Consider the following 13,246-nt stretch of genomic DNA (forward strand, 5'->3'; position numbering starts at 1 on the left):
AGCCGAACAACATTCCAAATCACAGCAAAGCGCACAGATAGGGGTATCGAAATTTGCGTTGAAGATGACGGGCCCGGAGTCCCAGAAGACCAAAGGCTTGAGATCCTTCGTTCCGGCAATCGGCTCGATACCTCTGTTCAGGGAACAGGATTGGGACTGTCTATTTCCGTTGATTTATTGAACGCCTACGGCGGGAATCTAGAACTCGGAACGTCCGAAAAACTAGGTGGCTTAACTTGCGAAGTCAGGATTGGCATGTAAGAAAATCACGTCATTAGGTACTGTTGGCGATCACAGCGCAGTTCCTTCGCTATTTGTAGCTCATTGTTTGGCTACGCTGCAGCGCGAAAGCAGTCATTGGTGCGTGCGCAGCGATGGCTCGCTTTGCCCGCATCTGTCAGTTGGCGTTTCACGACAATTCGAGATTGCAGCGAATGTCTCCTCTTACGGGCCGCGCCGCAGTATCTTGACCCAATGGCCAACGGCAGGAATGGGCTGTCCCCGTGTCAGTTATTAGCGGGGCAGGGGGCTTTGCTGCGACGGCACCGAGGTCAGCATCTAGCCCAAAGCACTGTGTGTTTCGAAAGCACCACGCATAATTGAATCTGAATATCTTTAAGTTCACACGTTCTAACTTTGTCGTAAGGTGGATGCTAGATTGCACAGTCACCTTAGGGTTGTCGGAAATGCGCCTATTCAATTCATTTGTCTTTGTGGTTTTTTGCACCTTTGTAGCCATTATTTCTGTACCAAAAAACAGCATTGCCCAAACCTGGGACATCACATCAAAACACACTGTTAGTGGCGTAACGATGTACGATGCTGATGAGCTTCTGATCTTTGCCGGTCAATTGGCACATAACCGATCTGGACGCATCACGGCCGCTGAAGTTGCGTCAGCGATCACCCAGATCTACCGTGAAGACGGATACTTCCTTGCGGAAGCTTGGCCCGGTCGCGATGGAAACAGCATTATCGTCGATGAAGGACGTATACAAACCATCGACATTGAAGGGGTGGATACACGTACATTCTTGGCTTTGGAAAAGATATTCCGACCTCTCACCAATACATACCCAATGACGCTTGAGCGCTTTGAACGCGCAGTCATGCTGGCCGAGGACATTCCTGACCTGGAATTGTCAACCGAACTTGACTACCCGGATCAGTCTGGAGCGCGACTCAGAGTGCTTGGAGAGCCGCAGCGCAAGCAAGCCGGTAGTGCGACGCTCGACAACCCTCCTCGGGAGCTTGGAGAAGCGCTGAGTTTCTATGTCGTGCAAGAATTCTACTCGACGCTGGCTGTCGGCGATTTACTGCGTTTTGAGGGTTCCGGCAATTACGATTGGGACAAAGACGATGAACACTCTTTATGGGGGGCTCTCACCTATCGTGTGCCGCTTAACAGTGATGGTTTGTACGGTGAGATCTTTTACGGGAATGTAAACGCCAAGCGTGATATATCAGGCGATTTTGCTAGAACAGATATCGACGGCGAAAACTTCACCGTCGCTTTGGGTTACCCCGTTATCCGCGATGTGGCCCGCTACGGATACCTGCTGCTGGACTATCGCCTTTCCGAAGCGGAATCAGTCAGCGGAGGCGTTCCACTATCCAGCGACGCCAGTGTCGTCGGCCTCACTTACCTTTACGGACAAAATTACTCGAAAGGGCAAGCTCTCGAAGCCGGGTTAACTCTGTCCTTTGGTGACAATGACAACGACACAACAGACGCAAGCTTTGACGACGGGGACTCTTCGTTCTGGCATTTGAGGGGCGGTATCGGATATGAGAGCCCCCTACCGGGCTTATCGCCCAACACAGCTTGGCGGACAGAGATCTGGGGTCAGTACACGACAGACCGGCTACCCTCTGTCGAAGAGTACTTCCTTGGTGATCGCTATGCTTTGCGTGGATACCGCTTTGACGAAGTTGATGGTGATTCAGGGATCTCAGCAATCTTCGAATTATCACATTCCTACTTCCCAAGCTCGCAAAGCGTTCATCGTCTGACGCCCTTCGCCTTTTTCGACGTTGGTTACATCTCAAATAATGATCCCGCCAGTTTCGAAGTGGGAAGTGCAACACTGGCATCGACCGGGTTGGGGCTGGACGTCGAGTTTAAGCGAAACTTATTCCTATCCGGATACGTTGGCGTCCCTTTGAGAGACGGTCCTCTGACCGACTCTGGCGACCCAGGCGCGTATCTCGCTCTGACAACAAGTTGGTGAGGATGTTATGAAACTGAACCGCATTGCTTTACTTGCCGCAACTTGTCTGATTGCAGAATTGGCCGCTACTCAAGTTGTTGCCGGCGGAAATCACTACGGGTGGTGCCGTGGTGTAGGGAACCCGCACCAGTCGAGCCAAGGTTGTGGACAGGCTGGCGGGCAAGGAACAGGTAATCAAATTACCGGCCCAACGCAGCCTGTGGCAAATCAGCTACCGCCTAAGGGAACGCAGCAAACGCCCAACTCTGTTACAGTTCCAGTCCTTGCGCCGGGCGCGGTCCCGAACGCAATTCCCGGTCAGGTTCCTATAGCGACACCAATAGCTGTTCCCGGTCAGGTTCCTACGCCGGTAGTAGCGCCGACTCTTGCCCCTACTTTGACTCCAAATGCGACTCCTAACCAAGTTCCAATAGCTGTACCCAATCAGGTTCCGCCATTGGCTACAGGGCCCACAGCAGTGCCGTCGCAAGTTCCGACTGCAACCCCCAATCAAGTCCCGATAGCGATTCCTGGCCAGGTTCCGCCTCAACCTACCGGCCCAACGGCGGTGCCGCCACTTGTGCCAACTGCTACACCAAACCAAATACCAGTCGCTGTTCCTGGTCAGGTCCCACCTCAGCCAACAGGTCCGACTGCTGTACCAACGCTTGTCCCGACCGCGACCCCCAATCAGGTTCCAGGCCAGGTTCCACAGTTAACACCAAGACCTATGGCAACTCACGTGGCCGTCCCAGGACATCCGAAGCCACAAGGCGTCGTGACCATCATGCGCCCCAAGCCGAGACCGACCAAAGGTACTGTCCAGCAGCCAGGTGCCACACAGGTGACCCACCATGTAACCCACCAAACCAAGTCCAAGAAACACGATCATGTCGCTGCCACACCCGGAAGGCACGACGCTCATGAGCTTCCAAGATTTCGCAATGCGGTTAACGAAGAGTGGGAGTGCGTAGCCAGCGGATTTGGTCAACGTCGGTACGATGCCGGGCGCGGCGTGCTGCTGAACAGTGGAGCTTTGCGGCATCTTGGGAACGTGGATGCGATGGCTCGTGATGTACCAGCGCGGCACCCGAAGCATTCCGGTTGCATAATTTCGATCAAACGAAAACGGCAGTAATTCACCAATCGTAAGATCGTTGCTTGCATTGTTCTAAGCCTGATCAAAACCGGATATTGAGCACAGCCACCGATAGAGTTCGCTTGGTCCGCTGCTTGCTTTTTGTCCTACATACAGCGAAGGGTCGCTTTGGATATCGCCGCAACTGCGCAACTGAATGACCGGAGACCGGCAATCCGTTGTGCCGGCGAGGACTTTACACTGCAACGGCAAAAGGCGGCTTTGTCCCGCTGACTGTGAGTTCGATCATCACCAGATTTCGCTTGCGCAGCGAATGGCCGTTATGCGGGCTGCGACCGCAGCATCGCGATGAAGGAACCAAGGTCCGGAAAGGGCCGCCTGCGAAGACGGCCCTTGAGGATTAGATTTCAATGGCTTCCGCGATGGCTAATGCGTCTTCGAGTTCAACGCCTAGATATCTGACTGTGCTGTCCATCTTGGAGTGTCCAAGCAGCAGCTGTACCGCTCTGAGGTTGCCAGTTTTCTTGTAAATCTGCGTCACCTTTGTCCGGCGCATGGAATGTGTTCCGTAAGCGCTCGCCTCCAATCCAATCGAGGTGACCCAATCACGCACGATCCGTGCGTACTGGCGTGTGGAGATGTGCAAACGCTCATGAAACCGCCCAGGCCACAGATATTCGGATCCGACCATAAGCTCGTCTTCCAACCACTTCTCGACAGACGCCCGCGTTCCTTCAGAGATCTCGAAGCGAACAGATTTTTGAGTTTTGCTTTGCAGCACGGATGCGCGTTCCTTGATCTGTCCCGAAGCCAGCACGTTGACGACCTTCATCTTCACGAGATCGCAGCCGCGGAGTTTGCTGTCGATCGCCATGTTGAACAGTGCGAGATCGCGATGGGCTTCGGCCAATTCAAGTCGCACTCTGATTGCCCAGACATGTTTTGGCTTGAGTGGTTGCTTCTGACCAACGATCCGGCCTTTGTTCCATGCAGGCCGCAACGCGCGGATGGCAGGTAGGTTTGGTGTTTCCATAGCTGATCCTCCGATCCGCCATGCCCTCCCATAACGACAACCCGACGTTGACTGAAACGCCATACCACAGGATGCCGCGCCACATCCGATATCGGCTACGAGTCCTCACTACATGATTTCAGTGATGCAGCGGATGTCGGCTTCAGAGTGGCATGCTAAAGAGGCTACAAAAGTAGTAACGGATTTGCCGACACATAAGGCGAATGCCAGGTTGAAACCAATTCTTTCTTCAGTATCGGGGCCTTGGTAATAGCGTTAGGCTCATGAACGTTGTAATACCGTCGCCAAGTGGTTATATACAACCCACTAAGGTTCTGGTTTTCTGCGGCCTAGGCGTATAGCCTGCCAGAGATAGCTAAGTTCTTCCATCATGAAAATTCAGCTGTCACGTCCTCTACTTGGATCTGATGTTTGGGAAGGTTGCCGATGTTTTCGCGCACGACCACATCGCGTGTGGCGTTAATTGATCCATTTATGGTGATCAGACGCACCGATGGCTTGCCAAGGAACCACAACGCAACTGTTGATCAAATGAAATTTCAGTAGCTCGAACTGCGCCTATCGGTCATCGCGCCTTGTGAATGGCCCTGGCGCGAGACCAAGATTGCGCAAAAAGACACAAAACAGCGAGGCGGCGCTTTCTCCGCCAGAGGATCTAAAATGACATTTCCAGAATGGACGAAACCAGGCATCTATGGTGCTTTGTGTGGTGCGATTGCGGTCTCAATCCTTGGCTTTACCTGGGGCGGTTGGACAACCAGCGGTAGCGCTCAAGAATTGGCGAAGGACCATGCAAGCGAAGAAGTGACGCTCGCGATGGTGCCGGTTTGCCTGAACAGGTCAGCTGCTGACCCCAGACGCGAAGAAATAATCGTAACCCTCCAAGAGGCCTCTGGCTTCAGTCGTCGAAAGGCTATGATGGATACGGGTTGGGCTACGCTGCCGGGGTCGGATACGCCAAGCCGCGACCTTGCAGATGCCTGCATCGCGGGGCTTGAGCTGGATGGATCATAACTCAGAGGCAATGCCGCAACTCTGTAGGACGATTTGGGAAGCACATCTGTCACCAGGCATTCAGATGATGGCAGCGCTGATTGTGCTCCCAATCTGTGCTCTGCTTCTGTTTTCAACGCCTGCACATGCTCAATCCACATCGCAACCTGTGCCTGAAAATGCCACTGCAAGGAGTTATGGTGACGGCTGGAAATGTAACACCGGGTATAGGCTGAGTGGCGACGCCTGCACCGTTGTCATAGTGCCAGCAAACGCGTATCCGACCAACCGCACCTATGGTTCTGGTTGGGAATGTCTTCATGGTTTCCGCAAGAACGATGGTACTGCCTGTGTTGAGGTGATTGTACCTGATGGTGGATTTCTTGATCCATCAGGTGAGCGCTGGCATTGCTCGCGCGGTTTTCTCAAAGTCGACGACACGTGCCAAAAAATTGCCGTGCCCGAAAACGCTTACCTGGCAGCTTCCACCTATGGGCCCGCTTGGGAATGCAAACGTGGGTTTGAAGCATTGGATGACCTTTGCGTCGCAATTGCGGTCCCGGCCAACGCTTATCTGAATTCATCAGGATATGGCCAGCCCTGGACATGCGAACGTGGGTTCTTTGAACAGGATGGTTCGTGCGCTGCCGTTGTGATCCCTGAACATGCCTACTTGGACGATGCAACTTACGGCACGGGGTGGAAGTGCGAGCGAGGATACGCGACCTCTGGTGCGAGCTGCGAACCAATAGACCTCCCTGCGAATGCCCATCTTGGAAGGTCCGGAAACCGTTGGAACTGCAATAAAAATTTCAAATTGTCTAGAGGTCTGTGCATTCTCGATAACTGAGCGCGCGGCACGACATTCTCGACCTCATTACCCGATGGTGACGACAGCGTTGCCTTCGGCGTTGACCACACAAAGGAAACATCATGAAAACCGACTTTAACGCGGCAAACACTATACGTCGTCCCGTCAGCGGTGCACAAGCGCCGCCATTGAACAGCGACGAATACACAAGATCAACCTCTGCCACTCAAATCGCCTTGCCGCCAACTGCGATTATCTATTGCCAAGGTAACTTCGCAAAAATTGATGGCAAAACTGCAAATGGCCTCGTTCGTCATTCAGAGGCTTACAGGATCCTGTCTGTCATCGATAGAGACCACGACGGCGAAGACAGTGGGTGGGTTCTTGACGATGCAGTAAACCACATTCCGGTCTTCAGAAGTCTGGACGCTGCTGTCGTCCATGAAGCGGAGATCCCCAACACCCTCATTTACGGGATGGCACCATCTTCGGGGAGACTCTCATCAACGGATCGCAGCGTCGTTAAGGATGCTATATCACTAGGTATGAACATCGTCAGTGGATTGCATGAATATCTGAGCGATGATCCAGATATTGCATCTTTTGCGGCCGAACGTAAAGTCACCATCCGAGACATTCGAAAACCTAAACCCAGCAAGGATATGCGCCTGTTCGATGGAAGTATTGCAGGTGTGAAAGCGCTGCGCGTAGCGGTTCTTGGGACGGATTGCGCCATTGGAAAGCGGACAACAGCGACCGTTTTGGCCCGTGCCTTGAATGCAAGAGGCATCAAGACTGTTCTTGTTGGTACGGGCCAGACGGGTTTGATGCAGGGCGCAAAATATGGTGTGGCAATGGATGCCGTACCGCCGCAGTTCTGTTGCGGTGAGCTTGAAGGCGCGATTGTTGACGCTTCCGAGGGTGAACAGCCCGATGTCATATTGATCGAAGGTCAAGGGGCGTTGAGTCATCCGGCGTTCTGCACATCCGCCTTTATCCTGCGGGGCAGCCAGCCGGACGCCGTGATCCTTCAGCACGCTCCAAAGCGCGCACATCGCTGTGATTTTCCCAATATGCCAATGCCCAAGCCTGCAAGTGAGATTGCCCTCATCGAAGCGTTTGCTGACACAAAAGTCATCGGCGTCACGCTCAATCACGAGGGGATGTCTGAGGCCGAGATTACCGACACTATTGCCGCACAGTCACAAATACTCGGGCTGCCTGTAACGGATGTACTCAGCCGGCCAGCATCGCATTTGCTTGCAATGGTTGCCGCCGCCTATCCTGGTTTACATCAACCCACACCTGTGGCTGCAATATGAGCACCCCCCGCATTGAGCTACATCTGAGCAAGATACGTCACAATGCGAAGACTGTGATCGAGCGTCTCAAGACACGCAGCATCAGCGTCACCGGTGTGACCAAGGCAGTGTGCGGGCATCCAACCATCGCTCGGGCCATGCTGGACGGTGGCGCTGTGGGACTTGCAGAAGCGCGTCTTAGCAACGTGCGGAAGTTACGCAATGCGGGCTTGACATGCCCGGTCACCTTGATCCGCACACCAACGCTGAGCCAGGTCGATCAGGTCGTCCAGTACTGTGAGACAAGCTACAACACAGAGATCCGCGTGATTACTGCTCTGGCTGCCGCCGCGATCCGGAAAGACTGTACTCACGGCATTATCCTGATGGTTGAGATGGGCGATCTGCGCGAAGGGATCATGCCAGAAAACCTCGGCTCAATTGCGCAGCAAGTGGTGGACATGCCTGGTGTCGCGCTGAAGGGCATCGGAGCAAACTTTGCATGCTTAAGCGGAAATGCCCCGAATGCTGCGGACATGGACGCCTTGTCTATCCTGGCAAATGACATAGAGGGACAGTGTGGTCTCTTCCTTCAGACGGTATCTGGCGGTAACTCGGCCAACCTTCCATGGGCCTTAAGTGGACACCCAGCTGGTCGCATCAACGATCTGAGGCTGGGGGAAGCAATACTTCTCGGCGTTGATCCGGTTTCCGGGGATCAGATAGGCGGGCTGTATACGGATGCCTTTACGCTTGTCGCCGAGGTAATTGAAACAGGGTCCAAACCTGCATCTCACCCTCAGAGCATCTGCGACCCGGTATTCAAAAAACTTCACCTTGTCCCAAAAAGCGGACAGAGCACACAATTAATCCTCGCCATTGGTCAGCAAGATACGGACGTATTTGGGCTTTCGATGCCTCCTAGAAACAGACTCATCGGTGCAACAAGCGATCATCTTGTCATCAGCACATGCCATTCGACGCAGAGCGTAGGATCGGAAATGAGGTTCCAAATGAACTATAGCGCGTTGATGAAAGCTATGTCCGCTCCTGACGTCAAGACGAAGCTGCTCCATCGCAGTCCTTCACGACACGTGCGCGTCTCTCAAGGACCAGGCAATCACCTGGCATCGATTTGAAATACTCAACTGATAAATGCGCCGTTGGAATCGGATAGGAGAACAACCATTGGCAAAGCTGAAAAAAAGAACTGTCTTCAATGCACACGCTCCCAAGGCGGAAACAGCGATGGACAAAACAACGCGGGTCGTTAGGGAAATGGTCAACGAAGAAGCGGAACAAAGACAGATCAAGAACGCCCGGCTTCGCAAAACTCGGCTCGAAAGGGATGCGAACACAACATCTGAAGCCTGTCCCTCGAAGCCCGTCAAAAAGCGGTGACCGGATCGTTGGCCCTCTTTTTCGCGCAACTTGAATGAGCGGAACACTAACAAAGCGGATAGCGACCGCTACTATTCTCATGCATCAGCAGCGCTCGTAATCTTTTCAAGGATATTGCCATGACACTCTCAGGTGAGAGCTCAGAAAAAGTTCACTATATCTGCCAGACATATGTGGAACAGAAGCCAGGACGCGGAGGGCAAGGACGCTTGAAAATCGGCAAGCAATTTGAATACTCCACGGCAGCGGAGGCACAAAACAGAGCAGAAAGGGAAGCGCAATCCGACGATTGCGCTGGCGCCGATGCCTACATGGTCAGTGAGGACGCGAACAGTGGCGAAATCGGGTCGCCAAGCTTCATCATTAGGCTTGGCAATGTCCCCGAATTTGATGAGTTTTAGATATCTATCTGGCTTTTGCTTGGCTCTCTATTTGCACCTCGGTTGCGGTACTAGCTCGACCGAAAACATATCTATTTGGTGCCAGCAATATAGACTGTTTCGGGCGTGGGTTTTGCGGAGAAATCGGGCCGTAAAACCCAAAAGCGGTCATTGGTGTTAGCGTAGCAATGCTAACGTTGTACGTATTGTGCGAATTTGGCTGGCCTGACATTTTGCATGTGCAGGGCGGCTGGTACGACAGGCCGCGCTGCAGCGATGGGTATGCGGGTCCAAGGTCCGCTCTGGGCGGTGTGCGAATTCAAAATCATCTAGCCTAAATGGCCGATGCTGTGAGTATGACGATTATCCTCAGGCCAACCTGCACTGTTATGCTGTACAATCTAGGGCAAGATCGCTATTCAGCCTGTTCCTGCAAATCATTGCAAACTTCAGACTAGAAAGGTGGTGTAAACCACATGCAGGTTAGTGTTCGCGACAACAATGTCGATCAGGCCCTTCGGGTTCTTAAGAAAAAGCTCCAGAAGGAAGGCGTTTTCCGTGAAATGAAGCTCAAGCAGCATTTCGAGAAGCCGTCCGAGAAAAACGCGCGCCAGAAAGCTGAAGCGATCCGCCGCGCCAGAAAGCTGGCACGTAAGAAGTTGGAACGCGAAGGATGATGTAATCATTCCTCGACGCTGAAAAACAGCCCCCGTTGTCCCATGGCAGCGGGGGTTTTACGTATCAACGGGCTATTTAAAATGAGAGCGCTTCAAATTAGTTTCATGAAGCAAGCGATTTGCATTGCTGAGAACGTAGACTGTGTTCACGGATGAAGCGCCATCCCACGAAAACACCCCACTCGCATAATCCCTTCTGTGCGGAGTCAGTCGAAGTAGTGCACCAATGGGCGGGCGGCGCGGAAGATCTCAATCAGCAGATCGATTACCTCGTCGTCAAGCAGCAAAGCGTCTGGCAAATCTTTGCGACATCCCAGGCCAGCCATTTTCAGATAAGGCGCGGCGGGGCCGTTACTTGCATAGCCTTCCGGCACAGTGTCCAACGCCTTTCGCGTGACAATTCCGTCTGGGAAAGTCTTTTTAAACTCAGGGTCGTCCAAGATGGCTGTCAGGCCGCTCGGATCATCGATCAAACGCGTCCGCATTCGGGCGAGCGCGTCCTTGGAGGGTTTGAAAAGTGCGGCTCCTGCGTAGCAATTCCCTGGCTCGATGTGGAGGTAGTATCCGAAGCTTTCCTCGGGATCACCAGCATTGGCAAAAACATCCACGTCCGAGCGGTATAGAGCACGCCCGATGCGGTCTCGTGGCTCCTGAAAGAATTTGGTGAAGCTTCGCTTCGGTTTGATCCCCGCCTCAGCCACGAAAGGATCAAAGCGATCAGCATAGTCGTGCAGTGTCATTGCCATACCAGCGAAATTGCGCAAGGCATCATCGCGTTCTTCGCGGTGTTCGTCCATCCAGGCTTTCCGGTTATTCATTCCGAGATTCGCAAGGAACGCAAATGTTTCGGGCTCTACCACGGGTGCAACTCCTGTTTCACAGATGCCAAGAGGCTCGACTGCGTTCCCATTGCACCCTTGTAACGTTAATTCAGAGCAACCGCCATGGATTGTAACTCAGCGCCTGAGAGACACCACCAGTGATGGAATGGACAGCCACCACTTACGCGTTGTCTGTAACGTTCGGTCTCGAAAAACGAAATGCTGCGCCAACGATGAACGTCCGGTTTGGGCCGCAAAGCAGACCTCGGATGCACCGCAGTATCTGACTCGTGGAAAGCTATCCGCACCTACAAGGGCGGCCCATACGAGACATTCCGCACCCCACTCGTGTGCCGCATTATTCCGCATGGCTGCCATTCGCTGCATGCGCAAAATCAGGAGCCACACAAACTCACTTCCTGAGGGTAAAGCTGCCGGTTGCTGAACGTCTGCTTCCCCGTTAACGCTGAATCTCAGACGATCCACCCAAAGACATACCCCGCCCCGAGCGACCCCAGAACTGCAAGCAACAGATATAGCATGAATGGTTGCAATTTGAGTACCGGTGCGATGGCCATAGCACCCCAGATGCTGACCGCGCCGCCCGAAACAAGGAACGCCATCGCTGCGCCTTCGGACATGCCGTTGTCGATTAACCCGCGTGTCAGCGGGAGCGCAGCGTAACCGTCGATATAGGCCGGGGCACCGACGAAGACAGCGGCGGGTATGGCCCACCATTTGTCTTCGCCAACATATGCTGCCAGTGCGCCCGGTGTAAGGGCCGCGTTCAAGGCATACTCCGCGGCAAATGCCGGGATCAGGCAAATCAGGATAAGCCGCGTGGTTGCCCAGAACTGTTTGCTGAAGGAATGACGTCGCGCCTCAGACCGCCAGACCCACGGATCAAAAGACTGATCTTTACCGCATCTTGCAACAGTCAGTTGGCGCGCCAAGCCATTGTCTCGAAGCGCATTCATGGCCCAGGGCGTCTTGGCGAACAGGCCGGTGATCGCGCCGCCGAATAGACCCAATCCGAAGGCGGCGAGCGTCTTGCCTATCGCAAAGCTCAGACCAAGGGTTGCCGCCGTTGTCGCGAGCATTGCGGGGTCCGTTATCGGAGAGGACAGCCAGAATGCCATGATCGGAGCGAGTGGCACGCCCGCTGCCAGCAATCCGGCCATCAAAGGCAGCACGGTCACCCCGCATACGGGCGTGATGGCTCCAATGAGCGAGGCCGCCAGAACCGTTCTCAGTGTCCTGCCCTCGAAGGCACCAGCGATGTGGGTATCCGCGCCGCTTGCGATGATCCAGGCTGCAAGCACGATGCCCGGAATGACGATGGGGGCCACGACAATCAGGCCCCATAGGACAAACTTTGCTGCGTTTGCGGCGTGTTCCGGCCAGGCAAGACAGACGCCTGCCAGCAGCAGCAAAGACACGCCCCACACCAGGGGTTTCCGGTTAGATGGTTGGTGGGCAGCTGTCTGATCTGACATGGGATACTCCTCTGACCTTGAAAAATAGTGCAGCACAAAGCATCTGTGAAACGCATAGTTTCAATTTCCGGTATTGAAAAAACAGATGGAAAACCTGGATAGCGATCTTCTGCGAACCTTCGTCGCGGTGGCTGATGCCGGAAGCGTCACGGACGGTGCTGCCCGTATCCACCGGTCGCAATCTGCGACAAGTCTTCAGATCAAGCGCCTCGAAGCGATCCTGGGTCAGCCGGTCTTTGACAGGCATGGTCGCGGGGTGGTCCTGAGCGACACGGGACGAAAGCTCTTTCCAGTCGCGCAGGAGGTGACGGCCCGTCTCGACGCGGCACTACGGGAGATTTCACAGAACACGGTAAGCGGCAAACTGCGTTTGGGCATACCCGACGATCACGGGCGCGCCAGACTTGCGGCGATCATTGCGACCTTTGCCCGTCAACATCCGAAAGTCGAACTGGATGTCACCTGCGCCTTGAGCACGAGTTTTCCAGAAGCCCTCGATAAGGGGTCGCTGGAACTTGCGGTCTATGAGGTCGAAAGCCCGTCCAGTCACGAGGAGGTTGTTTATGAAGACCCGACATGTTGGGTGTCGTTGGCGCACCGGCACTTTCGGGCCGATGAAAGCCTTCCGGTGGCCTTGTTCGATCATGCGTGCTGGTGGCGCGACGCGGCGGTCATTTCATTGCAAGCCCGTGGAAAGCCATATCGCGTTGTCTACTCCAGCCAAAGCGTCTCTGGTGTGATTGCAGCAGTAGAAGCCGGGATCGCAGTGGGTCTGCTCGGTCGCTCCTCGCTGCACGGCGGTCTATCGGTGGTGAACGATGCATTGGACCTCGGAAACACGCCCACCTCCAAGCTGGTGATGGCATCCAGCAAGCCGAAAGTACAAGGGCCTCAGGACGCTATGAAGGCCGCGATCCGAGCCGCATTTATGGCCAAGCCATAAAAAGCTGACTTTCGCTGCGCTCTGTCGAATGGGCAGGTCGGACTCAATCCGGTCATCTGACGATTTCAGCAGGACATGGAG

The 13,246-nt window shown here is 54.2% G+C and carries 13 protein-coding genes; 9 read left to right on the forward strand and 4 right to left on the reverse strand.

The genetic code is table 11. The features are described from left to right. The first annotated feature begins 51 nt into the window (after positions 1 to 51). On the forward strand, positions 52 to 261 hold the full coding sequence (locus Q1B13_RS27100; protein ID WP_366871135.1) for an ATP-binding protein: 210 nt from the start codon (positions 52 to 54) through the stop codon (positions 259 to 261). Positions 262 to 599: 338 nt separating this feature from the next. Beyond that, on the forward strand, positions 600 to 2,231 hold the full coding sequence (locus Q1B13_RS24835) for a ShlB/FhaC/HecB family hemolysin secretion/activation protein (protein WP_299085353.1): 1,632 nt from the start codon (positions 600 to 602) through the stop codon (positions 2,229 to 2,231). Between the two features lie 694 nt (positions 2,232 to 2,925). Here the strand turns inward: Q1B13_RS24835 and Q1B13_RS24840 are convergent. Next, positions 2,926 to 3,135 carry a hypothetical protein gene (locus tag Q1B13_RS24840; protein ID WP_299800679.1) on the reverse strand — a complete coding sequence of 70 codons (210 nt, stop codon included), beginning with the start codon at positions 3,133 to 3,135 and terminating at the stop codon, positions 2,926 to 2,928. Between the two features lie 574 nt (positions 3,136 to 3,709). Then, a complete protein-coding gene (locus tag Q1B13_RS24845; protein ID WP_299085357.1) occupies positions 3,710 to 4,342 on the reverse strand; it encodes a tyrosine-type recombinase/integrase in 633 nt (210 codons plus the stop codon). A gap of 660 nt (positions 4,343 to 5,002) precedes the next feature. Between Q1B13_RS24845 and Q1B13_RS24850 the strand changes: the two genes are divergently transcribed. The 6 genes from Q1B13_RS24850 to rpsU all read left to right on the forward strand — a co-directional run bounded on the left by Q1B13_RS24850 (position 5,003) and on the right by rpsU (position 9,905). Next, positions 5,003 to 5,356, forward strand: a complete 354-nt coding sequence (locus Q1B13_RS24850; RefSeq protein WP_298938153.1) for a hypothetical protein — start codon at positions 5,003 to 5,005, stop codon at positions 5,354 to 5,356. Positions 5,357 to 5,504: 148 nt separating this feature from the next. Further along, the gene (locus Q1B13_RS24855; protein WP_299800681.1) at positions 5,505 to 6,185 is read left to right on the forward strand and encodes a hypothetical protein; all 681 of its coding nucleotides are present in this window, start codon (positions 5,505 to 5,507) and stop codon (positions 6,183 to 6,185) included. Positions 6,186 to 6,268: 83 nt separating this feature from the next. Further along, entirely contained in the window at positions 6,269 to 7,468 is a 1,200-nt protein-coding gene (locus Q1B13_RS24860; RefSeq protein ID WP_299085359.1) for a DUF1611 domain-containing protein, read from the forward strand. Continuing rightward, positions 7,465 to 8,586 carry an alanine/ornithine racemase family PLP-dependent enzyme gene (locus tag Q1B13_RS24865; protein ID WP_299085361.1) on the forward strand — a complete coding sequence of 374 codons (1,122 nt, stop codon included), beginning with the start codon at positions 7,465 to 7,467 and terminating at the stop codon, positions 8,584 to 8,586. Before Q1B13_RS24860 ends, Q1B13_RS24865 begins: the two co-directional genes overlap by 4 nt. A 471-nt stretch (positions 8,587 to 9,057) precedes the next feature. Then, positions 9,058 to 9,249, forward strand: coding sequence for a hypothetical protein (locus tag Q1B13_RS24870; RefSeq protein WP_299085363.1), 192 nt, complete (start codon positions 9,058 to 9,060; stop codon positions 9,247 to 9,249). Between the two features lie 455 nt (positions 9,250 to 9,704). After that, entirely contained in the window at positions 9,705 to 9,905 is a 201-nt protein-coding gene (gene rpsU / locus Q1B13_RS24875) for a 30S ribosomal protein S21 (protein ID WP_040700433.1), read from the forward strand. 206 nt (positions 9,906 to 10,111) lie between these two features. On the opposite strand, the gene Q1B13_RS24880 is transcribed toward rpsU, so the two are convergent. Together Q1B13_RS24880 and Q1B13_RS24885 are read right to left on the reverse strand one after the other, a co-directional pair. After that, entirely contained in the window at positions 10,112 to 10,765 is a 654-nt protein-coding gene (locus Q1B13_RS24880) for a DUF2461 domain-containing protein (RefSeq protein ID WP_299085365.1), read from the reverse strand. A gap of 434 nt (positions 10,766 to 11,199) precedes the next feature. Next, complete coding sequence (locus Q1B13_RS24885; protein WP_299085367.1) at positions 11,200 to 12,222, reverse strand: permease; 1,023 nt, start codon at positions 12,220 to 12,222, stop codon at positions 11,200 to 11,202. Positions 12,223 to 12,307: 85 nt separating this feature from the next. On the opposite strand from Q1B13_RS24885, the gene Q1B13_RS24890 reads away from it, so the two are divergent. Continuing rightward, the gene (locus Q1B13_RS24890; protein ID WP_299085369.1) at positions 12,308 to 13,165 is read left to right on the forward strand and encodes a LysR substrate-binding domain-containing protein; all 858 of its coding nucleotides are present in this window, start codon (positions 12,308 to 12,310) and stop codon (positions 13,163 to 13,165) included. The last annotated feature ends 81 nt before the right edge of the window (positions 13,166 to 13,246 follow it).

It is taken from the genome of uncultured Ruegeria sp. (assembly GCF_947489545.1).
In the GTDB taxonomy this organism is placed as follows: Bacteria; Pseudomonadota; Alphaproteobacteria; order Rhodobacterales; family Rhodobacteraceae; genus Ruegeria.

What these genes read in the sequence shown, in the direction of transcription:
- Q1B13_RS24840 (WP_299800679.1), bottom strand. Translation starts at nt 3,135, where the DNA reads ATGAGCGTCGTGCCTTCCGGGTGTGGCAGCGACATGATCGTGTTTCTT.
- Q1B13_RS24845 (WP_299085357.1), bottom strand. Translation starts at nt 4,342, where the DNA reads ATGGAAACACCAAACCTACCTGCCATCCGCGCGTTGCGGCCTGCATGG.
- Q1B13_RS24850 (WP_298938153.1), top strand. Translation starts at nt 5,003, where the DNA reads ATGACATTTCCAGAATGGACGAAACCAGGCATCTATGGTGCTTTGTGT.
- Q1B13_RS24860 (WP_299085359.1), top strand. Translation starts at nt 6,269, where the DNA reads ATGAAAACCGACTTTAACGCGGCAAACACTATACGTCGTCCCGTCAGC.
- Q1B13_RS24865 (WP_299085361.1), top strand. Translation starts at nt 7,465, where the DNA reads ATGAGCACCCCCCGCATTGAGCTACATCTGAGCAAGATACGTCACAAT.
- rpsU (WP_040700433.1), top strand. Translation starts at nt 9,705, where the DNA reads ATGCAGGTTAGTGTTCGCGACAACAATGTCGATCAGGCCCTTCGGGTT.
- Q1B13_RS24885 (WP_299085367.1), bottom strand. Translation starts at nt 12,222, where the DNA reads ATGTCAGATCAGACAGCTGCCCACCAACCATCTAACCGGAAACCCCTG.
- Q1B13_RS24890 (WP_299085369.1), top strand. Translation starts at nt 12,308, where the DNA reads ATGGAAAACCTGGATAGCGATCTTCTGCGAACCTTCGTCGCGGTGGCT.